General features: G+C 64.4%; 23 protein-coding genes and 1 tRNA gene. 11 read left to right on the forward strand and 13 right to left on the reverse strand.

What is annotated here, in order from left to right:
• The first annotated feature begins 50 nt into the window (after positions 1 to 50).
• Entirely contained in the window at positions 51 to 290 is a 240-nt protein-coding gene (locus PVW27_RS17180) for a TFIIB-type zinc ribbon-containing protein (protein ID WP_274559885.1), read from the forward strand.
• A gap of 351 nt (positions 291 to 641) precedes the next feature.
• Here PVW27_RS17180 and lysM read toward each other — a convergent pair whose 3' ends face one another.
• Both lysM and PVW27_RS17190 read right to left on the reverse strand, forming a co-directional pair.
• The gene (gene lysM / locus PVW27_RS17185) at positions 642 to 1070 is read right to left on the reverse strand and encodes a peptidoglycan-binding protein LysM (protein WP_274559887.1); all 429 of its coding nucleotides are present in this window, start codon (positions 1068 to 1070) and stop codon (positions 642 to 644) included.
• Between the two features lie 96 nt (positions 1071 to 1166).
• A complete protein-coding gene (locus tag PVW27_RS17190) occupies positions 1167 to 2960 on the reverse strand; it encodes an ABC transporter transmembrane domain-containing protein (protein ID WP_274559889.1) in 1794 nt (597 codons plus the stop codon).
• A 219-nt stretch (positions 2961 to 3179) separates the two neighbouring features.
• Between PVW27_RS17190 and PVW27_RS17195 the strand changes: the two genes are divergently transcribed.
• The 3 genes from PVW27_RS17195 to PVW27_RS17205 all read left to right on the forward strand — a co-directional run bounded on the left by PVW27_RS17195 (position 3180) and on the right by PVW27_RS17205 (position 5844).
• Entirely contained in the window at positions 3180 to 4193 is a 1014-nt protein-coding gene (locus PVW27_RS17195) for an ABC transporter substrate-binding protein (protein WP_274559891.1), read from the forward strand.
• 63 nt (positions 4194 to 4256) lie between these two features.
• Positions 4257 to 5024, forward strand: a complete 768-nt coding sequence (locus PVW27_RS17200; protein WP_274559893.1) for an ABC transporter ATP-binding protein — start codon at positions 4257 to 4259, stop codon at positions 5022 to 5024.
• Positions 5017 to 5844 carry an ABC transporter permease gene (locus PVW27_RS17205; protein WP_274559895.1) on the forward strand — a complete coding sequence of 276 codons (828 nt, stop codon included), beginning with the start codon at positions 5017 to 5019 and terminating at the stop codon, positions 5842 to 5844. Before PVW27_RS17200 ends, PVW27_RS17205 begins: the two co-directional genes overlap by 8 nt.
• A 94-nt stretch (positions 5845 to 5938) precedes the next feature.
• Here PVW27_RS17205 and PVW27_RS17210 read toward each other — a convergent pair whose 3' ends face one another.
• The 8 genes from PVW27_RS17210 to PVW27_RS17245 all read right to left on the reverse strand — a co-directional run bounded on the left by PVW27_RS17210 (position 5939) and on the right by PVW27_RS17245 (position 12087).
• Complete coding sequence (locus PVW27_RS17210; RefSeq protein WP_274559896.1) at positions 5939 to 6844, reverse strand: fumarylacetoacetate hydrolase family protein; 906 nt, start codon at positions 6842 to 6844, stop codon at positions 5939 to 5941.
• A gap of 4 nt (positions 6845 to 6848) precedes the next feature.
• Positions 6849 to 7625, reverse strand: a complete 777-nt coding sequence (locus PVW27_RS17215) for a cyclase family protein (RefSeq protein ID WP_274559897.1) — start codon at positions 7623 to 7625, stop codon at positions 6849 to 6851.
• A 24-nt stretch (positions 7626 to 7649) separates the two neighbouring features.
• Positions 7650 to 8960, reverse strand: a complete 1311-nt coding sequence (locus PVW27_RS17220) for a TRAP transporter large permease (protein WP_274559899.1) — start codon at positions 8958 to 8960, stop codon at positions 7650 to 7652.
• Positions 8957 to 9487: a TRAP transporter small permease subunit gene (locus tag PVW27_RS17225; protein ID WP_274559901.1), complete on the reverse strand. Its 531-nt coding sequence runs from the start codon at positions 9485 to 9487 to the stop codon at positions 8957 to 8959. The genes PVW27_RS17220 and PVW27_RS17225 overlap by 4 nt, the downstream gene beginning before the upstream one ends.
• 7 nt (positions 9488 to 9494) lie before the next feature.
• Complete coding sequence (locus PVW27_RS17230; RefSeq protein ID WP_274559903.1) at positions 9495 to 10550, reverse strand: C4-dicarboxylate TRAP transporter substrate-binding protein; 1056 nt, start codon at positions 10548 to 10550, stop codon at positions 9495 to 9497.
• A gap of 526 nt (positions 10551 to 11076) precedes the next feature.
• Positions 11077 to 11150, reverse strand: a tRNA-Gly gene (locus PVW27_RS17235).
• A 101-nt stretch (positions 11151 to 11251) separates the two neighbouring features.
• On the reverse strand, positions 11252 to 11605 hold the full coding sequence (locus PVW27_RS17240; RefSeq protein ID WP_274559905.1) for a DUF1428 domain-containing protein: 354 nt from the start codon (positions 11603 to 11605) through the stop codon (positions 11252 to 11254).
• The gene (locus PVW27_RS17245; protein WP_274559907.1) at positions 11602 to 12087 is read right to left on the reverse strand and encodes a VOC family protein; all 486 of its coding nucleotides are present in this window, start codon (positions 12085 to 12087) and stop codon (positions 11602 to 11604) included. Before PVW27_RS17245 ends, PVW27_RS17240 begins: the two co-directional genes overlap by 4 nt.
• A 96-nt stretch (positions 12088 to 12183) precedes the next feature.
• Between PVW27_RS17245 and PVW27_RS17250 the strand changes: the two genes are divergently transcribed.
• The 7 genes from PVW27_RS17250 (at position 12184) to PVW27_RS17280 (ending at position 17369) form a co-directional block, all read left to right on the forward strand.
• Positions 12184 to 12681 (forward strand): MarR family winged helix-turn-helix transcriptional regulator, encoded by a 498-nt coding sequence (locus tag PVW27_RS17250; RefSeq protein ID WP_274559909.1) that lies wholly within the window; start codon positions 12184 to 12186, stop codon positions 12679 to 12681.
• A 101-nt stretch (positions 12682 to 12782) separates the two neighbouring features.
• Positions 12783 to 13475, forward strand: a complete 693-nt coding sequence (locus tag PVW27_RS17255; RefSeq protein WP_274559911.1) for a phosphatidylserine decarboxylase — start codon at positions 12783 to 12785, stop codon at positions 13473 to 13475.
• Positions 13459 to 14226 carry a CDP-diacylglycerol--serine O-phosphatidyltransferase gene (pssA, locus tag PVW27_RS17260; RefSeq protein ID WP_338019964.1) on the forward strand — a complete coding sequence of 256 codons (768 nt, stop codon included), beginning with the start codon at positions 13459 to 13461 and terminating at the stop codon, positions 14224 to 14226. The genes PVW27_RS17255 and pssA overlap by 17 nt, the downstream gene beginning before the upstream one ends.
• A 44-nt stretch (positions 14227 to 14270) precedes the next feature.
• Positions 14271 to 15206, forward strand: coding sequence for an aldo/keto reductase (locus PVW27_RS17265; protein WP_274559913.1), 936 nt, complete (start codon positions 14271 to 14273; stop codon positions 15204 to 15206).
• Positions 15203 to 16282, forward strand: a complete 1080-nt coding sequence (locus PVW27_RS17270) for an NAD(P)/FAD-dependent oxidoreductase (protein WP_274559915.1) — start codon at positions 15203 to 15205, stop codon at positions 16280 to 16282. The genes PVW27_RS17265 and PVW27_RS17270 overlap by 4 nt, the downstream gene beginning before the upstream one ends.
• Before the next feature lies 1 nt (position 16283).
• Positions 16284 to 16940 carry a DUF938 domain-containing protein gene (locus tag PVW27_RS17275; RefSeq protein WP_274559917.1) on the forward strand — a complete coding sequence of 219 codons (657 nt, stop codon included), beginning with the start codon at positions 16284 to 16286 and terminating at the stop codon, positions 16938 to 16940.
• An 84-nt stretch (positions 16941 to 17024) separates the two neighbouring features.
• On the forward strand, positions 17025 to 17369 hold the full coding sequence (locus tag PVW27_RS17280) for a carboxymuconolactone decarboxylase family protein (RefSeq protein WP_274559919.1): 345 nt from the start codon (positions 17025 to 17027) through the stop codon (positions 17367 to 17369).
• Positions 17370 to 17408: 39 nt separating this feature from the next.
• Here PVW27_RS17280 and PVW27_RS17285 read toward each other — a convergent pair whose 3' ends face one another.
• The 3 genes from PVW27_RS17285 to PVW27_RS17295 all read right to left on the reverse strand — a co-directional run bounded on the left by PVW27_RS17285 (position 17409) and on the right by PVW27_RS17295 (position 22810).
• Positions 17409 to 19913 (reverse strand): GcvT family protein, encoded by a 2505-nt coding sequence (locus tag PVW27_RS17285; RefSeq protein WP_274559921.1) that lies wholly within the window; start codon positions 19911 to 19913, stop codon positions 17409 to 17411.
• Positions 19914 to 20041: 128 nt separating this feature from the next.
• A complete protein-coding gene (ggt, locus tag PVW27_RS17290) occupies positions 20042 to 21790 on the reverse strand; it encodes a gamma-glutamyltransferase (protein ID WP_274559923.1) in 1749 nt (582 codons plus the stop codon).
• A gap of 33 nt (positions 21791 to 21823) precedes the next feature.
• Positions 21824 to 22810, reverse strand: a complete 987-nt coding sequence (locus PVW27_RS17295) for a 2-hydroxyacid dehydrogenase (RefSeq protein WP_274559925.1) — start codon at positions 22808 to 22810, stop codon at positions 21824 to 21826.
• Between the last annotated feature and the right edge of the window lie 63 nt (positions 22811 to 22873).

Below are 22873 nucleotides of genomic sequence, written 5' to 3' on the forward strand. Positions count from 1 at the left end.
CCTTACCTGCAAAGGGACAAAAAGTTGTATGGTTGAGGAAGGGAAATCACATGCAATGCCCTGTAGACGGAGAAGTGCTCGTCATCGCCGAACGTAGCGGTGTCGAGATCGACTATTGCCCCAAATGCCGTGGCGTCTGGCTTGATCGTGGCGAGTTGGACAAGATCATCGGCGCGGCAGCGCAAGCGGCTCCGCAAGCCCCGCAGGGCGGCTATGATCGCGGCTATCAGGACTCGCGCCCGCACAAGAAAAAGCGCGAATCCTTCCTGAGCGATCTTTTCGACTTCTAAGGCGGCACAGACCAAGGGATCAGCCGTAGGGTGCGTGCTTGCACGCACCATTTGTTGATGCGGAGGGGGGGGGTGGTGCGTGCAAGCACGCACCCTACGGCTACTTATGCCCCTGCCAAGACTGCCGCTTCAGGGTGCAGGTTTGCCAAGTCGTCCCTGACCTGCAAGCCCGCGCCCGTGCTGCATCAGACCCGCGACCAGCGGCCAAATCACCTTGGATTCGTTAAAAAATTCCTAACGCGAGCCGCCAAGCTATTGAAATCATTCAATCTGGAGAATGTCCCACGATGGGACATTCCCCAAAACAAAAGGCCGCCCCAAGGCGGCCCCCTGCCCGTCATGCTCTCAGGATCAGGCGGATTTGCCGCCCGGAATCCGCAAGACCTGCCCGGGATAGATCTTGTCCGGATGGGTCAGCATCGGCTTGTTGGCCTCGAAAATCTCGTTGTAGCGGTTGGCGTTGCCCAGCGTCTTCTTCGCGATGGCCGACAGGGTATCGCCCTTCTCGACCGTGTGGAACACCGCGTCCTCGGCCTCATCCGCCTCGACCGCCGCGACCCCCTCGACATTGCCCACGGCAAGGATCACCTTCTCACGCTCCTCAGCGGACAGGGTGCCCCCCGACACCTTGACGGTGTCGCCCTCGACCGTGATCTCGGCGCCCTTGGTATCAAGGCCCAGATCGGCCACTTCCTTCTTCAGCGCCTCGGCACTGGGCGCAGCCTCACCGCCCCCAGCCACCTTCTTGCCGGATTTCTTCCAGAAATTGAATAGTCCCATATCTTTGTTCCTCCCCTGACCAATACCCGCGAAATGCCGGGTCACATTGCACCGGGCAAAGTGTCTGCCACCCCGCAGTGTCAGGCAAGTCCTATTTCAGGCCGCAAAGGCCCCGTCGGTGAATTGCAGCCGAGCAAGGCGCGCATAAAGCCCGCCTTCCGCCACCAGCGCGTCATGGGTGCCCTGCGCCACGATGCGGCCCCGGTCCAGTACGATGATGCGATCGGCCTTCTTCACCGTCGCCAGACGATGCGCCACGATGATCGTGGTCCGCCCCTTGGACAGCGCGTCCACCGCCTGCTGCACCGCCCGCTCGCTTTCCGCGTCCAGCGCGGATGTGGCCTCGTCCAGCAACAGCACCGGCGCGTCGCGCAGGATCGCGCGGGCAATCGCGATGCGCTGCTTCTGCCCCCCCGACAGCATCACGCCGCGCTCACCGACCTGCGCGTCATAGCCGTCGGGCAGCGCCATGATGAAATCATGCGCCGCCGCAGCCCTCGCCGCCGCCTCGACCTCGGCATCGGAGGCATCGGGGCGCCCGAAGCGGATGTTCTCGCGCGCGGTGGTGGCGAAGATCACCGGGTCCTGCGGCACCAGCGCCATGTGGTGGCGGAAATCCTCGCGCCGCATCGTGTCTAGCGCGACACCGTCCAGCAGGATACGGCCTGCGGTCGGATCGTAGAAGCGCAGCAAGGTCTGGATGATCGTGGTCTTGCCCGCCCCCGAAGGACCGACCAGCGCCACGGTTTCGCCGGGTTCGATCACCAGATCGACCTGATCCAGTGCCGGGATCTCGGGGCGCGCGGGGTAACGGAAGCTGACCCCCTCATAGGTGATGCGCCCGCGCACCGGCGATGGCACAGCCACGGGGCCGGCCGGGTCCTTGACCGGATCGTCGGCCTGCAACAACTCGGCCAGACGCTCTGTCGCACCCGCCGCGCGCTGCAATTCGCCCCAGATCTCGGACAGGGCCGCGACCGCCCCGGCAACCATCACCGCATAGATCACGAACTGGATCAGCGCGCCCGCCGTCATGGTGCCGGCCCGCACGTCCAGCGCCCCCATCCAGAGAACGCCGACAATGCCGGTAAAGACCAGAAAGATCACGATCACGGTCATGATCGCCCGGGTGTTCACCCGCTTGCGCGCCGCCTCGAAGCTGAGTTCGGTCACGTCGCCGAATGTCTTGCGCGCGGCCCCCTCGTTGGTGAAGGCCTGCACGGTCTGCACGCTCAACAACGCTTCGGAGGCATTGCCGGAACTGGCCGCGATCCAGTCCTGGTTCTCGCGGCTGAGGACGCGCAGACGGCGGCCCAGCACAAGGATCGGCACGATCACGGCCGGCACGATCAAGAGCACCAGCCCCGTCAGCTTGGCCGAGGTGAACAGCATCAGGATCAGCCCGCCGATGAACAGCAGCAGGTTGCGCAGCGCGATCGAGACGGATGAGCCGATGACCGACTGGATCAGCGTGGTATCCGTGGTGATCCGGCTGAGAACCTCGCCGGTCATGATCCGCTCGAAGAAGGCGGGGGACATACCCAGAACGCGGTTGAACACAGCCTTGCGGATATCGGCCACGACCCGCTCGCCCAGCTTGGTGACCAGCAGGTAGCGCAGCCCCGTGCCCAGCGCCAGAAGGGCCGCTATACCCAGTGCCGCCGTGAAATAGAGGTTCAGCAGCGCGCCATCCTCGGCGTTGAAATTATCCACCACGCGACGCACGGCCAGCGGCAGCACCAGCGAGACGCAAGCCGTCAGCACCAGCGCCAGGACAGCCGCCGCCAGCAGCCGCCGATAGGGTTGCAGGAACGGCCAGAGGGCGGCCAGCGCGCCGATGTCTTTCGATTTCGCGCGTTCCTGCTCGGCGGTGATCCCCGGTGCGGCCATGCCAGTGTTCCTTCTTGTCCTGCGAAATCGGTTTAAGCGCTGGCGCGGCGCGGGGCAAGCGGCTGTCCTGTCGCGGGCAGTTTGCAGGGTTGGCGGGGGCTTTCTTGGGTTGATTTCCCGGTTCGAACCCGCAGAATGACCCCCCGGACGGGGGTTTGCCTACCCTGACGCATGGCAGACCGACCGTTTCCATCTGCGTTCAAAGGGGGAGGAGACCCAATGACGACAATTTCACGCCGCGGGGCCATTGGCCTGTTGGGCGGGGCCGCCGCCCTGCCGATGCTGGGCCGTCCTGCCCTTGCCAATTCCAAACTCAATATCGGTGCGCTGAATTTCACCAGCCATGCGGCCAGTTTCATCGCTTTCGAGCGGGGCTATTTCGCCGAAGAAGGTTTCGACGTCGAGTTCAAATTCTTTCAGGCGGCCCAGCCGATGGCCGTCGCCATTGCCTCGGGTGATGCCGATTATGCCGTCACCGCGATTTCGGGCGGGCTGATCTCTCTGGCCGAGAAAGGGGCGGTCAAGGTGATCGGCGGCTCTTTGTCCGAGGAGAAGGGCGTGGATGGGCAGAAGATCCTTGCCTCGGATGCGGCCTTCAAGGCGGGGCTGACCAGCCCGGCCATGCTGGACGGCAAGACATTCGGGATCACGCAGGCGGGGTCGTCCTTCCATTACATGGGCGCCAAGATCGCCGCCGCCGAGGGTGCGACGATGGAATTCGTACCGCTGCAAAAGGTGGGCTCGGTCATCGGTGCGCTCAAGACAGGGCAGATCGACGCCTGGACCATCGTGCCGCATATCGCCAAGCCTTTGGCCGCAGGTCCCGAGGTGCATATCATCGGCGATGTGGCCGATTACCTGCCTGACTATCAGGTCACGACCATCTTCACCTCGCAAAGCAACGCCAGTGCCGAGCGGGCCAAGACCGAGGCCGTGCTGCGCGCCCTGTCGAAAGGGGCCGATGATTTCAACGCGGCCCTGATCGACAAGACCACATCCGAGGCCGAGATGGAGGAAATGGTCAAGCTGATCCACAAATACGTCAACGCGGATCAACCCTATGACAAGGCGCGCGGGTCCATCGTCAACGGGGCGATGCGGTTGAACGCGGGGGCGGCGCTGAACACGACTTCGGTCAAGGATCAGCTGGACTGGTTCATCTCCGAGGGGCTGGTCAAGGACAGCATCACCATGGAGATGCTGGTCGATCCGTCCTACGTGCAGACGATGTAAGTCTGCACGATCACGACAACCGGGCGGTGCGTCTCTGCGTGCCGCCCCTTGGGATGGACCAACATGGATTTGCACCTTGACCGCATCTCGCACCGCTATGGCCGGGTCGAGGTTCTGTCCGATATCTCCCTCACGATCCCGCAGGGGCGGATCGTCTGCATCGTCGGGCCGTCGGGCTGTGGCAAATCCACCTTGTTGCGGATGATCGGCGGGCTGGAACGGCCCGATCAGGGCGAGGTGCTGCAACAGGGATTGGCACCTGCCGATTGCCTGAACCCGCTGACCTTCGTGTTTCAGGATTTCGCGCTGCTGCCGTGGCGGACGGTGGCGGGCAATGTCGAACTGGTGCTGGAGGATCATCCGCTGACGCGTGCCGCGCGCGACCGGATCGTGGCCGATGTTCTGGCGCGCACGAAGCTGTCGGATTTCCGCGATGCGCTGCCCAAGCAGTTGTCGGGCGGCATGAAGCAGCGCGTGGCGATTGCCCGCGCGCTGGCGGTCAACCCGGCGGTGATGCTGATGGACGAGCCGCTCTCGGCGCTGGACGCGCAGACCCGCGAATTGCTGATGGATGACCTGATCGCGCTGTGGACCCGCGCGCCCTTCACAGCTGTTTACGTGACGCATAATCTGGCCGAGGCGGTGCGTCTGGGGCATCGCATCGTGGTGCTGTCGCGCCGTCCCGGCCGTATCCGCGAGGTGGTCAGCATCGACACGCCCTTGTCGGACCGGCGGGCGGGTGATCCGGCGCTCGAGGCGCATCAGGCGCGGCTGTGGCAATTGATGCGCGATGAGGCCGAGGCCGCCGATATGGAGCTGAGCGATGTCTGAGCTGCCCCTGACCGGCCAAGGCGGCGTGCGCAATGACGCGCGCCCGGTGCCCTTTCGCGGCGGCGGGTTCAAGCCGGTGCGCCTGCGCTTTCTGGGGGCCGCCGTGATCGTGGCGCTGATCCTGTTCGTGGAATGGGGCACGCGGGCGGGGGTGATCTCGAACCTGACGCTGCCGCGTCCCTCGGATGTGCTGGGCACGTTCCGCGACCTCTGGACCACCGGGATGTTGTGGGACCATCTGATCCCCTCGCTGACCCGGCTGGCGGTGGGATCGGCGCTGGGGGTCAGCACGGGCATCGCGGTGGGGGTGATGATCGGGTTGTTCTCACTGGCCCGGGCGGGGCTGGTGCCGCTGGTCGCGGCGATCTTCCCTATTCCCAAGATCGCGCTGCTGCCCCTGTTCGTGATCTGGTTCGGCATCGACGAGGGGTCGAAATACGCGCTCATCGCCTTTGGCACCTTCACGCCAACGGTTGTGTCGACTTATGGCGCGGTGGACAATGTGGACCGCACGCTGATCCGCATGGGGCAAAGCTTCGGCCTTGGCTGGTGGTCCATCGTGCGCAAGATCGTGCTGCCCGGGGCCCTGCCCGGCATCCTGTCGGGTCTGCGGATCGGGCTGTCGATCGGGATCATCCTGCTGGTCGCGGCCGAAATGCTGGGCGCGCGCTACGGCATTGGCGCCTATATCCTTGAAGCCGGCTCGCTTTACGATCTGGAACGGCTTTTCGCGGGCGTGGTGATCCTGTCGGCCCTGGGCGTGCTCACATCGGGTGCCATCGGCTGGGCCGAGCGGCGCCTTCTGGCCTGGCGCGTCTGAGGACGACCGGCCATTTTTTGAATATTTTTGGCAAGATGAAGGGCAGGCGCGCGCGCTTCATCTTGCTTCAAATACTCAGATCCCGACGCGGGCGTCAGGGGCGGACGATGCGGTTGCGCAGGACGCCGATACCCTCGACCTCAAGCTCGAACACATCATCGGGGGCAAGGCGGCGGCCGGTTTCCAGACCACAGCCGGTGCCCACTGTGCCCGAGCCGATCACCTCGCCGGGATAGAGCGTTTCCGAGGCCGAGATATGTTCGATGATCCGCGCGAATGTGTGGTGCATGGAGCGCGAATTGCCGCCCCCCCAGCGGGTCCCGTTCACGCGAACCTCCATATCCAGGGCCACGGGATGCGCGATCTCGTCCGCGGTCACGATCCACGGGCCGAGGATATTGCCGGTGTCGAAATCCTTGCCCTTGGCGGGGCCCAACTGCCCCGGCATCTCGCGCATCTGGGCGTCGCGGGCGCTGACATCGTTGAGGATCGTATAGCCCCAGATATAGCCGGGCGCGTCGGCGGCGGCGATATCCTTGCCGCCCTTGCCGATGATCACGGCCAGTTCAAGCTCCACATCCAGATGTTCGGCGTAGGATGGCCAGATCACGTCCTGATCCGCCCCGATGAAGGACATGCGGTTGCCCTTGTAATAGATGGGCTGCTCGTACCAGACGGGCGGGATGGCGAAAGGGCGGCCCGTCATCTTTTCGGCCTGCGCGAAAGAGTTGAGCAGATGTTCCTCGAACACCAGACAATCGCGGTATTGCACGGGCCGGATGGGGCAGCGCATCTGGACATCCGTGCGGGCGATGGTGGCGCTGAAGGGCGGATTTGTGAGCGCGGCGCGTACCGCCTCCAGACCCTCGGCGCCGGCTTCGACCAGTTCGACCATGTCGCGCACCTTGATGCCGGCGGCGCGCAGGTCCAGAAGCGTGTCCTCGCCCAACACGGCGACAGGCTTTTCCACGCCCTCATGGCTGACGGTTCCCAGTTTCATGGCGCTACTCCTCGATGATGGCGACCGCGCGGGTAAAGCCCGCCGATCCGCCTTTCAGCTTGACCGGAAAACAGCTGATGGTGAAGCCCGTGGCGGGCAGGTTTTCCAGATTGCTCAGCTTTTCCATGTGACAGTAGCCGATGTCGATCGAGGCGCGGTGCCCTTCCCAGATGATGCTGGGGTCATGGGTTTCGGCCCATTTTCTGGCCGTGTGCGAAAACGGCGCATCCCAGGACCATGCATCGGTGCCGGTCACGCGCACGCCGCGTTCCAGCAGATAGAGCGTCGCCTCGCGCCCCATGCCGCATCCGGAATCGACATAGTCGGGCTGGCCGTATTTTGCCCCCGCCGATGTGTTGACCACGACGATGTCCAGCGGTTGCAGGTCGTGCCCAATGCGTTCCAGTTCCGCCGCGACCTCGGCCGCGCTGACAAGATAGCCGTCGGGCAGATGCCGGAAGTCCAGCTTGACGCCGGGATTCATGCACCACTCCAGCGGCACCTCGTCGATGGTGATGGCGCGTTTGCCGCCGTCCATGGTGGAGTGGTGGTGATAGGGTGCGTCCAGATGGGTGCCGTTATGGCTGCTGATGCGCAGCATCTCGACCGCCCAACCGTCGCCGCCGGGCAGCTCATCGACCGTGAGGCCCGGAAAGAAGCCCGCAATCTGGCCTGCGGTCATCTTGTGATCCAGATAGTCGATCTGCGGCAGCATGATCGGCGGGTCGCTGGCGATCCCTGCTTCCAGCGCGACCGAAATGTCGATGAATCTGCGTGCCATGATGCACCCTCCTGTTGTTGGGTTTCAGCGCCCCGGCACAAGGCCGATGGCAATGACGGGAAAGACGATGACCAGCGCCAGCACCGCCAGCATGATCAGGGCGAAGGGCGCGGCCCCCTTGAAGATCTCGGCCAGCGTGATCGTGGGGTCGTCCAGCGTGGCCTTGATCACGTAGACGGATATGCCGAATGGCGGGGTCAGCAGGCCGATCTCGACCGCGAGCACGGTGACGATGCCGAACCAGACCAGATCGACCCCCATGGGCACCACGACAGGCAGCATGAGCGGCACGAGGATGAGCATGATGGAGGAACTGTCGAGGATCATGCCCAGCGCGATCACGATCAGGACGTAGAGGATCATAAGGCCCCAGAAGCCCAGATCCGCCCCGGCCGCCCATGCGCCCAGACCTGAGGGCACACCCGACAGGGCCAGCATCCGGCTATACATCTGCGCGGCGATGATCAGGAAACACACCGTCGCCGTGACCAGTCCGGTTTCCACCAGCACGCGCCACAACCCCGGCAGTGTCAGGCGGCGCAGGGCAAAGCCGATCACCAGCGCGCCGATGGCACCGACGGCACCGGCCTCGACGGGAGTGAAGAGGCCGCCGTAGATGCCGCCCAGCACCAGCACGATCAGGGATGCGATGGGCAGCCCCTTGGCCAGAAGGGCGCGCGGCGGCAATGCCGCTGGCGCGCCTTCGGGACGGCCCACGAAACCGGGGGTGAACATGGCCATCAGCACGATACCGACGGCAAAGAATACCGCCAGTAGCAGGCCCGGTCCGATACCTGCGATGAACAGATCACCGATGCTCTGCTCGGTCAGGATGCCGTAGAGGATCAGCAAAAGGGATGGCGGGATCATCATGCCCAGCACGCTGGAACCTGCCACCACACCCACGGCAAAGCGCGGGGTATAGCCGTGGCGGATCATCTGCGGCACGGCGATCTTGGTGAAAACGGCGGCGGAGGCGATGGAGATTCCGGTGATCGCCGCGAAAATCGCGTTGGCCCCGACGGTGCCGACGCCCAAGCCGCCTTTGAGACGGCGGAACATGGCATTGGCCACGTCGAAAGCATCGCGGCCCAGCCCCGCCTCGGCCACGATGAAGCCCATCAGCACGAACAGGGGAACCACGCCGAAGAAATAGCTGGAAATCGCGTCATTCGCCGCCAGCGCCATCAGTTTGGACGCAAGCAAGGGCGAGCCCTTGATCGCCCAGACGCCAAGGAACGAGCAGACCATCAGCGCGATGGGCACGAACAGCCCCGCCAACACGGTCACGAACATCGCAGCCAGCGCGATCAGGCCGATCTCGAACGGGGTCACGGTGCGGCCTCCGGTTCCGGCAGGTCCACCCAGCGGCGCAGGATGCGTGCGCCAAATTGCAGCGTCAGCATGGTGCCGCCCACAAGGATCGTCAGTTTCACGGGCCATGTGGGGGCGGTGAAATCGCCCATCGCGCCGATGAACTCGCCCCGTTCCCACGCGCGGGTGAAGATGGGCCAGGTGGTGGCCACGATCACCCAGACTACCGCCATCGAGATCAGGTCAAACGCCGTTTCCAGCCAACGGCCCAGTGTCGGGCGGGTCCGGCCAAGCCAGAGCGGCAAGGCGTCCGACCGGGTGAGGCGGCCTGCGCGCAAGGCCTGCGGGATTTGCAGAAAGACGATCGCCACGATCGACAGCGTCACCAGTTCGGGCACGCCTGCGACGGGCGCGCCCATGAGGTTGCGTCCGGCCACGTCCACGCCGACCAGCGCCATCAGCATCAGGATCAGGACCGACCCAAGGACGTTCAGCCCTTGGGTGATCCCGTCCAAAAGGCGCAGGCACGTGGCCAGGAATGGGCGCATGACGCGCCTATTCCTTGTCCCAGTCCCGCAACGGGGTGGCCCCGGCGGCGCGCATCGCCTCCATGTAAAGGCCAAGGATCAGGCTGGCGGGCTTGCCCTGCGCGTCCAGTTCCGCAGTCCATTTGGCGGCGGCATTGTCCATCCCTTCGGCCCATGCCGCCCGCATTTCGGGACTGGCCTCGGTGATGGTCGCACCAGCTTCGGCCATCTTGGTCAGGGCGACTTCGACAAAGGCTTCCAGATCGTCGTGATACCAGACCTGCGCAGCATCGGCGGCGGTCACAAGCGCGGTCTGCACTTCGGTGGGAAGACCCGCGAACCATTCCGCATTTGCGCAGATCGAACCCGCATATTGCGCGCCCAGACCCATCTTGGTGATATAGGGGGCAACCTCGAACAGCTTGCCCGGCAGGGCGGCGCTGGCAAAAACCAGAACGCCGTCATACACGCCCGCTTTCAACTCGTTGTAATAGGTGGTCAGGTTGCCTGCGACCCCCACGGCCCCCGTGCCCGACAACCAGTTGATCGCGGCTCCCGGTGCGGCGATCTTGCGCCCTTTCAGATCATCCAGCGAGGTGACGGGGAAATTCGTCATCAGCGTATAGTCGTCAATCCCGATGGGCGCGCCCAGGTAGACCACGCCGTTTTCCGCATAGGCCAGGTTCATTTCGGTATGGGTGCGGTGCAATTCGTTCACGGTGTCCGCGATCAGACGCACGTCATCGCTGACGAAGGGCGTGTAATAGGTCACGTTCTGCACGGCCAGCTTGGCCGGGTCGAACAGCGCCTGACAGGTGCCCATCTCGGCCAGCCCGGCCTCGACCGCCTCCAATTCCTCGCCCACCGCAGCCAGTGCGCCGCCGTATTGTTCCGAGAAGGTCATGGTGTGGCCTGCCGCCTCAAGTTCGGCCTGCACGGTGGGGATGAAGCTTTCGCTGATCATCCGCACCCAGCGGAACACCGGCGGATGGCCCGCCACCATCGTGACGTTGTAGCTTTCGGCAAAACTGGCGACCGGCGCCAGAGCGAGGGCTGCAACCAGCCCGATCCGTGTGAATGTCATGCTCCATCTCCTCCCAAAGACAGTGCCGCGGTGCGGCGTTGAGCGTTCGGCGACTTTGCCCCCTGTCACGGCTCCTCCTGCCATGGACGGGGGGCGCGGGTACATGGCGTAGCGCCCTGCATACCCCTTGCGATCTGCCCCCGCAGGACCGGCCGAAAACGGCTCTGCGGTCCGAGGTCGCGCCCTGATCCTGCATCAGAGTCGCCCCTCTCTGACGAAGTCTTACGTCCTTGCCCGACCCCGGTCCAGCCCTGCTGCCAGACCGGCGTGATCCTGCGGAGCGGACGGGTGCGCCATACGCTCCCGTCCGATTTCTGCGTGTCGTGTTTCTGAAAGGATGGATTTCAAGATTTAACCGCTGTGGCAGCTCCTCCTTCTGCCACAGCGTCCGGCGGAGCGTGTCTTGCCACAATGAAGGGCGCGACCATCTGAACCGCACGGATTGTATACGATCCTAACCAGAGGACAGCACGAGTCAAGCCGCCACAACCGGGCATGCCATCAGTTCAATCATGGGAAGGGGATTTGGAGCGGGCGGCGGGAATCGAACCCGCGTCTCTTGCTTGGAAGGCAAGGGTCTTACCATTACACAACGCCCGCACTGGTGGCTCAAGTAATTCACCGGGGAAGAATGGTCAAGTAGCTGGTCTTGCCACCCGCATCCTCGGGCGCGTTCAGACCGGGCACAGCCCCACCAAGGGTCAGGCGTCGACGATCACCTCGAATCCGCCAAAGATCATCCTGCTGCCATCCAGCGGCATCGCCTCCATGGTGCCGTTCATGCGCGGATCGGCAAAGACCTTGGCCATACCGGCATCGCGGGCCGCCCGGTCGGGCCAGGTGATCCACGAAAAGACGACCGTTTCATCCTCCTTGCGCAGAACGGCCGTGTGCATGGAGTTGATCTTCCCCTCGGGCACGTCGTCGCCCCATCCTTCCACCATCGACAAGGCGCCGTGTTCCTTGAAAATGACGGCGGCCTCGGCCGCGTGCTTGCGATAGGCCTCCTTGTTGGCCGAAGGCACGGCCAGAACAAATCCATCCACATACATCATGTCTCTCCCTTTCGAGGTCCTGCGAATGCCGCTTCAAGTGCGGCAAGATCCAGTTTCACCATGCCCTGCATGGCGGTGAAGGCGCGGTCGGCGGCTGCCCGGTCCGGGTCGCCCAACATCGCGGGCAGGCGTTTCGGCACGATCTGCCACGAGACACCCCAGCGGTCCGTCAGCCAGCCACAGGCCACCTCTGCCCCGCCATCGGCGGTCAGCGCGGACCAGAGTCGATCCGTTTCGGCCTGATCCTCGGTCAGCACACTGATCGAGGCGGCGTGGCCGGGCGCGGGTGCGCCCTGGGCATTCAGGATCATCATCGGTGCACCGGCCAGCGTGAATTCGATCACCAAAGGCGGGCCGCCTGCGGGACCATGCCCCCCTTCGATGGCGCTGTCGGGCAGCAGGGAAACATAGAAATCAGCCGCCTTGTCGCCGTCGCGGGGGAACCACAGGCAAGTGCGCAGCTTGCGTTGGAGATATGCCATTGTGCCGATCCCTCCTTGTCTGCCCCGCACGATCCGTTGGCCGCGCGGGAATCGCCCGGACTTGCGCCGGATCATTTAGGTTGATATCAACCTATCATGCCAGAGTCCACCCAAAGCCGCCTTGCCCCCGATGTCGTGCGACATGTCGCCGAGACCTGCCTTTGCCTGCACAGCCAGCGGGCGGCAAGGGCGCTGGGTCGCCTGTTCGATGCGGCGTTGCGGCCTTTTGGCCTGACCCACGGGCAATTCTCGCTGTTGATGGCGTTGAACCGGGCCGAGCCACCGACAATCGGCCAGCTTGCCCTGTTTCTGGCGATGGACCGCACATCGCTGACAGCCGCGCTGAAACCACTGGAGCGCAAGGGGTTGGTGCGTGTTCTGCCCTGCGCCACGGACAAGCGCAGCCGCCTTCTTGCCATCACGCCCGAGGGTGTCGCCCTGCTGCAATCCGCCCTGCCCGTCTGGCACGCGACACATGGCCGAATAGATGCCGATCTGGAGCAAGCCCCGCCGCGTGACCTGCGCGCGGCCTTGCGCCAACTGACCCAGATCGCGACACAGGCGGGCGCGCGCATCGCGGATCGCCGGACCTAGGCGGTCCGCGACAGGACGAGGGCCTGTCCAGTCAGTCGCATTGCACTGACGCCTGCAAGGATGTAGGGCAAGGGCCAACATCCTGAAGGACGACACGCCCCATGACCATGCTGGACACATTCATCAAGCCGATGCACCCCGAGGGGCGCAAGTTCGTGGCGATCTTTGCCGCGATCACGGCGGTTCTGTTCCTGATCTGGGAGCCGCTGGGATGGATCGGCGTGGGTCTGACGGTCTGGTGCTATTATTTCTTCCGCGACCCCAAGCGGACCACGCCCACGCGCGAAGGTCTGCTGATCAGCCCGGCTGACGGGGTGATCTCGCTGATCGAGAAGGCCGTGCCGCCGGCCGAGTTGGGCATGGCCGATCACGCCCTGACGCGTGTCAGCGTCTTCATGAACGTGTTCAATTGTCATGTGAACCGTGCCCCCATCGCGGGCCGCGTGACGGCCGTCGCCTATCGCCCCGGCAAGTTCTTGAACGCCTCGCTGGACAAGGCGTCGGTCGATAACGAGCGCAATTCGCTGGCCATCGAAATGGAAGACGGTCGGCAGATCGCGGTGGTGCAGATCGCCGGACTGGTGGCGCGGCGCATCGTGTGCTGGACGCGGCCCGAGCATCGCCTGCTGACGGGCGAGCGTTTTGGCCTGATCCGCTTTGGCAGCCGCGTCGACGTCTATCTGCCCGATGGTGTGGCCCCGCTGGTCAGCGTCGGGCAAAGCATGGTCGCGGGCGAGACGGTGATCGCAGACCTGACCTCGACGGAAGGAGCACGCAGTGGGCGAACAGCCTGATCCCGACCTGATGCCCCCGGTCCGGTCGCGGCGCGAGCTGCCGATCGTGCAGCTGCTGCCCAATCTGGTGACGGTCGGCGCGATCTGCGCGGGCCTGACGGCAATCCGCTATGCCACGGCCGGCAATTTCACCGTGGCGGTGCAGCTTGTCCTGTTGGCCGCCGTGCTGGACGGTCTGGACGGCAGCCTTGCGCGGCTGCTGAAAAGCGCAAGCGCGCTTGGTGCGGAACTCGACAGCCTTGCCGATTTCCTGAACTTCGGGATCGCCCCGGCCCTGCTGATGTATTTCTGGGCGTTCAAGGACATGGGCAATCTGGGCTGGATCGCCGTCGTGATCTATGCGCTGTGCTGCGTGCTGCGGTTGGCGCGGTTCAACGTCGGGACCAAGACCGCCGAAGGCGACAAACCTGCCAGCCATTTCGAGGGTGTCCCCTCGCCCGCCGGGGCGCTTCTGGTGCTGTTGCCGCTGTTCATTGACCGCGCTCTGCCCGGTGCGCCGAGCATTCCGGATGCCATCGTGGCGCTTTACATGCTGGGTGTGGGTCTGCTCATGATCAGCCGCCTGCCCACATGGTCGCTGAAATCCCTGACCATCCGACGCGAGAATGTGCGCTATCTCTATGTCGGATTCGTCTGCTTCCTTGCGGCGTTGATAAGCTTTCCCTGGGTCACGCTGATGATGCTGGACCTTCTTTACCTGCTGTCCCTCGTCTGGGCCTTGCGCAAGATGCGGATGACAGCGCCGGACTGAGGTTGCCCCTTTTCCTTGGTCCGGACTCGTGGCAGTTTCACGCCATGACACATATCCTGACCAGCCGTGACGGCACTCCCGCCAGCCGCCTTGCCTTTGGCACCATGCAATTCGGTGGACGCGCGGACGAAGCCGCCTCTGCCGCCATGTTCGAGGCGAGCCTTGCCGCGGGCATCACCCATTTCGACACGGCCCATGCCTATACAGGCGGTGCGTCGGAAGAGATCACGGGCCGCCTGATCGCGCCGCACCGTGACCGGCTGATCCTGGCGACCAAGGCGGGCTATGTGGGCGGATCGACGCGCGCGAATATCCTGAAAACTTTCGACATCTCGCGCCAACGGCTGGGAATGGATCAGGTGGATATCCTGTATCTGCACCGCTTTGACGACAACACCCCGCTGCGCGAAACGTTTGAGACGCTGGCGGACCTGAAACAGAAGGGCCAGATCCGCTATGTCGGCGTGTCGAATTTCGCCGCATGGCAGGTGATGAAGGCACAATGGGTGGCGTCCGAATTCGATCTGCGGATCGACATCCTGCAACCGATGTACAACATCGTGAAACGGCAGGCCGAAGTGGAGCTGTTCCCTGCCTGTGTCGATCAAGGCATTGCAATCGCCCCCTATTCTCCGCTGGGCGGTGGCCTGCTGACGGGCAAATATGCCGCCGGGGGCAGCGGCCGTCTGGTCGAGGATCAGGCCTATGCCAGCCGCTATGCGCCCGAATGGATGCACAAGGCGGCCGTCGGGTTGCAGGAGATTGCGGCCGATGTGGGCGTCCATGCCGCGACGCTGGCCGTCGCATGGGCCGCACGCCACAAGGCCGGGCCGACGCCCATCGTCTCGGGCCGCTCGGCTGAACAGTTGGCGCCATCTCTGGCGGCCATGACCTATACACTTGACGACGCGCTATACGCGCGGCTGACGGCCCTTGCCCCCACGCCCGCCCCCGCCACGGACCGGCTGGAGGAGGCATGAGCCGGGTCCTCATCATCGGCGGAGGCATCGCGGGCATTTCCGCGGCCGCCCGCCTCGCACCGCATGCGGATGTCACCGTGCTGGAGGGTGAGGACAGTCTGGCCTATCACGCCTCGGGCCGGTCGGCGGCCATGTTCCTGCGCAACTACGGCAATGCCACGATCAAGGCGCTGAACGCAGCCAGCGCGGATCATCATCACCATGCCGATGGCGGTGTGCTGTCGCCGCGCGGCATGATGATGGTGGCCAGCGCGGGGCATGAAGAGGCCTTTCGCGCCGACAGCGCCGATCTGGGGCTGGACGCGATCACGATGGATCAGGCGGCCTCACTGTGGCCGATCCTGAACCGCGACACGATCACCCATGCCGCCTATCGCGAGGATGCGCAGGATATCGACACGGATCTGTTGATCCAGAATTTCGCCCGCAGTGCCCGCGCGGCTGGCGCGCAGATCGTGACCGGTGCGCGGGTCACGGGAATCGAGCGCATGGCCACGGGTTGGCGTGTGACCACTGCGGACGGGCAGACCCATGAGGGCGATCTTCTGGTGAACGCGGCCGGGGCTTGGGCCGACACCGTGGCACAGATGGCAGGGCTGACTGCCTTGGGCATACAGCCATATCGCCGGTCGATGGCGCGGATTGCGCTGCCGCAGGGCATGTCGCCCGCGGACTGGCCCTTTGTCGATGGGGTAGGCGAAAGCTGGTATTGCAAACCCGATGCGGGGGCACTGATCGTGTCCCCCGCCGACGAGGACCCTATAGAGCCGCAGGATGCCTGGGCCGATGACATGGTGCTGGCCGAAGGTCTTGCCCGCTATCAGGAGGCCGTGACCGCGCCCGTGACACGTATGCTGGCCAATTGGGCAGGGTTGCGCAGTTTCGCGCCTGACCGTGCGCTGGTGATCGGGGCGGATGCGGAGGAGGCGTCGTTCTTCTGGTGCGCCGGGCAAGGTGGCTATGGGTTCCAGACCGCCCCCGCTGCAAGCCAGTTGCTGGCAGATCTGGTGTTGGACCGCACGCCCGCGCTGGATGCGTCGACGGTCGCGGCCCTTGATCCGAAACGGTTTGCCTGAGATGTCGCGCCGCCTGAACCTGCCCGATACGGCGTCGGTCGCGCATCCTTCGGATGACGGGCGCATGTTCGCGCCATCTGCCGCGCGCAATGCGGCCGATATTGCCACGCTGGTGGCCGATCACGCGCCCGCCACAGGGCGCGCGTTGGAAATCGCCTCGGGCACCGGAGAGCATGCGGCCGTCTTTGCCCGCGCCATGCCCGGTCTGGACTGGCAGCCCACGGATATCGACGCGGCGCGGCGGTCATCCGTCAATGCCCATGCAGCGGTCGCCGGTCTGCCGAACCTGCGGCCCGCGATCCCGCTGGACGCGACCGCGGCGGGTTGGGGTGCGGCGCATGCCGGGCAGGACCTGATCGTTCTGGTCAATCTGCTGCATCTGATCAGCGTGTTTGAGGCGAAAACCCTGATCGCCGAAGTGGCGCAGGCCTTGGCCCCCGGCGGTCGCTTCGTGCTTTACGGTCCTTTCCTGCGGGATGGCCAGACCACGTCCGATGGGGATACAGCCTTTCACGCTTCGTTGCGGGCGCAGGACCCTGAGATCGGCTACAAGGACGACTGGGATGTCATCGACTGGATTCACGCCAACTGGCTGGATCTTGTGCAGGTCGTCGAGATGCCCGCCAACAACCTTGCCTTTGTCGCGCGCCGCCCCTGAGCGGGTTTCATGATCAGGATCAAGGCGGGCCCGGTTGCGCCGTGATTATCCCTTGCCGGACTGACATCAAGGCAAGGACCCATCATGACATGGAATGACAAGCTCGACAGCACCCGCGACCAGTTGCGCGCCCTGAACAAGGCCATCCCCGAGGCGACACGCGCCTTTGGCGGGTTGGGCAAAGCCGTGAAGGAAGGCGGCGTGCTGGAGTTCAAGACCAAGGAATTCGTGGCCCTTGGCATCGCCATCGCCACCCGCTGCGACGCCTGCATCGTGCTGCATGTGGAAACCCTGATCCGCGCCGGGGCCAGTCGCGAGGAAATCGGCGATGTGCTGGCGATGACCATCCAGATGGGGGGCGGCCCCTCGATGATGTATGCGGCCAAGGCACTGGAATGTTATGACGAAATGACAGCCGCCGCTGGCTGACCGGACAGGCGGGGGCGTGTCACCACGCCCCCTGCCCCTTTATCCGTCCTGACGGATCGTTGCGTTGGCAGGGTCATAGGGGCTGTCCTCGACCACCCGTGCATCCCACAACTGATCGAACATCTTGACCTTCAGCGCCGTGTCCGGCACCGCCAGATCGGGGCGGACATAGCCCATGCCAATGCTTTGGCCGAAATGCACCGAATAGCCGCCCGAAGTCAGTCGCCCGACGCGGGTGCCGTCGGTCGCATAAAGCGCCTCACGGCCCCAGGGATCGGCATCGGCGGGACCATCCACAAGGATCGTCACGCATTTGGAGCGAATGCCAAGGGCCTCCATCGCGGTCTTGCCACGGAAGTCTTTGGACAGATCCACGAAACGCGGCAGATCGGCCTCAAGCGGGGTGGCGTCGCGGCCGAGTTCGTTGCCGAAGGCGCGATAGGATTTTTCCTGCCGCAGCCAGTTCTGCGCCCGTGCCCCGACCAGCTTCATGCCATGATCCGCACCCGCCTTTTCCAGCAGGTCAAAAAGGTAGTTCTGCATCTCGATCGGATGGTGCAGTTCCCAGCCCAATTCACCCGTATAGGCGACGCGGATCGCATTGACCGGGCACATGCCCAGCTCGATCTGCCGCGCGCTGAGCCACGGGAACCGCTTGTTCGACAGGGCGGTGCCGGGATCGGCATCCTTGATCACCGCTTTCAGCACATCACGCGATTTCGGCCCCGCGATGGCAAAGACGCCCCATTGCGTGGTGACATTCTGGATCTCGACATAGCCAAAATCACCCATCTTGTCGGCGGCGGATTTGCGCAGGAAATCCGCGTCATAATCGGTCCATGCGCCCGCACTGACCAGATAATACTCATCTTCGGCCAGACGCACGATCGTGTATTCAGTCCGCGTGGTGCCGTGATCGGTCAGCGCATAGGTCAGGTTGATCCGGCCCACCTTCGGCAGCTTGTTGCAGGTGAACCAATCGAGGAACTGCGTTGCGCCCGGTCCCTTGACCAGATGCTTGGTAAAGGCGGTGGCATCGATGAGGCCCACGCCCTCGCGGATCGCCGTCGCTTCTTCAACGGCATAATGCCACCAGCCGCCACGGCGGAAGCTGCGGGCATCATGGTCAAAATTGTCCGGCGCATCCAGCGGGCCATAGTAGTTTGGCCGTTCCCATCCATTCACATGGCCGAACTGTGCGCCGCGCGCTTTCTGGCGGTCATAGGCGGGGGCGGTGCGCAGCGGGCGGCAGGCTTCTCGTTCCTCATCGGGGTGATGCAGGATGAAGACATGCTCATAGCATTCCTCGTTCTTGCGCGCGGCATATTCGGTGGTCATCCAGCTGCCGTAACGCTTTGGGTCAAGGGCGGCCATGTCAATCTCGGCCTCGCCCTCGACCATCATTTGCGCCAGATAATAGCCGGTGCCACCAGCGGCGGTGATGCCAAAGCTGAAGCCTTCGGCCAGCCACATGTTGCGCAGGCCCGGTGCGGGACCGACCAGCGGGTTACCGTCGGGGGTATAGCAGATCGGCCCGTTGAAATCATCCTTGAGACCCACGGATTCCGAGGACGGGATCCGGTGGATCATGGACATGTATTCCTCTTCGATCCGCTCCAGATCCAGCGGGAAGAGATCGGCGCGGAAACTGTCGGGCACACCGAATTCGAAGCGCGCAGGCGCGTTCCGCTCGTAGGGGCCCAGAATCCAGCCGCCGCGTTCCTCGCGCACATACCATTTCGCATCGGCATCGCGCAGCACGGGATGCTCCAGCCCGCCCGCCTTGCGGTAGGCGACCAGCGCCGGATCAGGCTCAGTCACGATGAACTGATGCTCGACCGGAATCGCGGGCGATTTGATCCCCAAAAGCCGCGCCGTGCGCTGCGCGTGATTGCCCGTGGCGGTCACGACATGTTCGGCGGTGATGACGATCTGCTCGTCGGATGGCACAAGGTTGCCGCCCTTTTCCACCATCTTGGTGCAGGTCACCTGCCATTCGGACCCGGTCCAGTGATAGGCGTCGGCCTGCCATTTGCGCTCGATCATCACGCCGCGCTGCCGCGCGCCCTTGGCCATGGCCATCGTGACGTCGGCCGGATTGATATAGCCATCCGTGGGGTGATAGATCGCGCCTTTCAGATCCTCGGTCCGCACCAAGGGCCAGCGGTCCTTGATCTGGGCGGGTGTCATCCATTCATAGGGCACGCCGCAGGTCTCGGCCGTGGTGGCATAGACCATGTATTCGTCCATCCGCGCCTGTGTCTGCGCCATCCGCAGGTTGCCGACGACGGAAAAGCCCGCGTTCAGGCCGGTTTCGGCCTCCAGCGACTTGTAGAACTCGACCGAATATTTGTGGATATGGGTGGTCGCAAAGGACATGTTGAACAGCGGCAACAGCCCCGCCGCATGCCATGTCGAGCCCGATGTCAGCTCGTCGCGTTCCAGCAGCATCACATCCTGCCAGCCGGCGCGTGCCAGATGATAGGCGATCGAGGTGCCTACCGCGCCGCCACCGACGACCAGAGCTTTGACATGTGTTTTCATGGTGCCTGCGACTCCCTTGGATCAAGCGTTGGCCGATCAATAGCAGTCACAGAAATGCGCGTGTGAACCAGCCGACGCAATCCTGTCTGAAAGCGACCTGGCGCACGAAAGCGACGCGTGCCGCGTGCTTACTTGCCCAGCGCGACACCTTCACGTCGGGGATCGGCGCCGCCCTGCAAGCCATCCGCAGTAATGGCAATCGCATGCAGACCCGATGTCTGCGCCCCGATCTTCACCTCATAACCCATCGCCTGCAAAGGTTCGGCCAGCGCGGCGGCATCCGTGCCGTCCTCAAGATCATAGACCCCGAAGCGGTTCAGCGCATGGCCCATGCTGACCGCTTGCTGCACATTCATGCCCCAGTCCAGATGCGCGATCAGGGCTTGTGCCACATAGCCGATGATCGAACTTCCGCCGGGGCTGCCGATGGCCAGAACCGGCACACCGTCGCGCATGACGATGGTCGGGGCCATGGAGCTGCGCGGGCGTTTCCCCGGCTCCACCCGGTTGGCAATCGGCACGCCGCCGTCATGGCTGCGGAAGGAAAAATCCGTCAATTCATTGTTCAACAGAAACCCGCCTGCCATGACGCGCGCGCCGAAAGCGTTCTCGATTGTCGAGGTCATGGACAGCACATTGCCGTAGCTGTCCACGATTGAAACATGGGTGGTCGAGGGTTGCTCCAGCGTGTCGCCATCCGCCCAGAGCAGCGTGTGGTCGAAGTCCGGCGTGCCGGGCGTCACCTCTGGCAAGGCGTCATCCCCTGCCAGCAGGATCGCGCGTCCTTGCAGATACGAGGGATCGAGCATCCCCTGAACAGGGACAGGCACGAAATCGCTATCGGCGACATACCGGCCCCGGTCGGCAAAGGCCATGCGGCTTGCATCGCCGATCAAGCGCCAGCTTTCGGGATTGTCGGGGCCAAGGGCGGCCAGATCATGGCCTTGCAGCATGCCAAGGATCTGCCCCACGGCCAGCGCTCCGGACGAGGGCGGCCCCATCCCGCAGACCTGCCAGAACCGGTAAGGCGCGCAGACGGGGGCGCGTTCCTTGACGCGGTAGATCGCCAGATCGACCATGTCCAGCACGCCCGGATTGCCCGCAGCCCCCTGCACCGCCGCGACGATGCTTTCGGCCACCGGCCCGGTGTAGAAACCATCGGTGCCCAGTTGGGCGAACAGGCGCAGCGTGTCGGCATAGGCCGGGTTGCGCAGGGTATCACCCTCTGCCAGAGGCACGCCACCGGGCAGGAAATAGGCAGCCGTATCGGGATGCACCGCCAGTCGTTCTGCATCGCCCGCCACCAGCGTGGCCAGCCGTGGCGATACGGCAAAGCCCTCTTCCGCCAGCCGGATCGCCGGGTCCAGAAGCCCGCTCCAGTCGCTGCGCCCCCAGCGCAGATGCGCCTGCGCCATCAGGGCGGGCGTGCCGGGAGTGCCGACGCTGCGCCCGCCGACCACCGCTTCGAAGAACTTCAACGGCTCACCCGACGCATCCTGAAAGAGGCGCGGGGTTGCGGCCAGCGGCGCCGTCTCGCGCCCGTCCAACGTCGTGACCTGCCCGGAGGCCGCGTCATACCAGACCAGAAAGGCCCCGCCTCCAAGGCCCGAGGATTGCGGCTCGACCAGCCCCAGCACGGCCTGCACCGCGACCATCGCATCCGCCGCCGTGCCACCAGCGGCCAGAACATCCGCGCCCGCTTGTGACGCGAGCGGATGCGCCGCCACGACCATCCAGTCCTGCGCGACGACCGGGCGCCCCTCGGCCTTGGCGCGGGCACTCGCCGCTTCGGGTGCCACCGAATCCGCCGCCTGCTGTGCAGAGGCCGCAGCCGCCAAGCCGCAGAGCGCGACCAGCGTCAGAAGAACGTGTTTCATGACAGCCTCCCTTTCCGGGGCGTCAGAGGCCCCTTACAGCATGGATGGCACGACCTGATCCGGCGGGCGGTGCCCGTCGGCAAAGGTCTTGATGTTGATGATCACCTTTTCGCCCATCTCGGCGCGGCCTTCGCGCGTGGCCGATCCCATATGCGGCAGCAGCACCACATTGGGCAGCTCACGCAGGCGCGGGTTCACATCGGTGCCATGTTCATAGACGTCCAGACCGGCCCCGGCCAACTCACCCGCCGCCAGCATCCGGGTCAGCGCGTTCTCGTCGATCACCTCGCCGCGCGAGGTGTTCACGATCACCGCATCGGGCTTCATCAGCTTCAGCCGCCGCGCGTTCATCAGGTGGAAGGTCGAGGGCGTATGCGGGCAGTTGATGCTGATCACATCCATCCGCGCGACCATCTGGTCAAGGCTCTCCCAATAGGTGGCCTCCAGCTTATCCTCGATTTCGGGACGCAGGCGACGGCGGTTGTGGTAATGGATCTGCATGCCGAAGGCGCGGGCGCGGCGGGCCACGGCCTGCCCGATCCGGCCCATGCCCAGAATGCCCAGACGCCGCCCGCCGATGCGCCCGCCCAACAGGGCCGTGGGGGACCAGCCGGTCCACTTGCCCTCGTTCATGATGGCAAGCCCTTCCGGCATCCGCCGGATCACCGCAAGCATCAGGGCCATGGTCATGTCCGCCGTATCGTCAGTCAGCACGCCGGGCGTGTTCGACACCAGAATCCCGCGCTGCCGCGCCGTTTCCACGTCGATGTGATCCACCCCTGCCCCGTAATTGGCGATCAGCCGCATCCGGGCCCCGGCCTGTGCAATCAGGCCTGCGTCGATCTCATCCGTCACGGTCGGCACCAGCACATCGGCCGAAGCCATCGCCTCGACCAGCTCGGCGCGGGTCATGGGCGTGTCGTCCTCACGCAGCTGCACATCGAACAGTTCCTTCATCCGTGTCTCGACCGCTTCGGGCAAGCGTCGCGTCACGACAACACTCAGACGTGCAGTTGGCATTCAGGCCCTCCCCTTCTTTCCAAATCAGCTGGCTGATGGCATGGTGGCGGATGAACCGGCGGG

The organism is Seohaeicola sp. 4SK31, from assembly GCF_028802875.1.
Taxonomy (GTDB): domain Bacteria; phylum Pseudomonadota; class Alphaproteobacteria; order Rhodobacterales; family Rhodobacteraceae; genus Seohaeicola.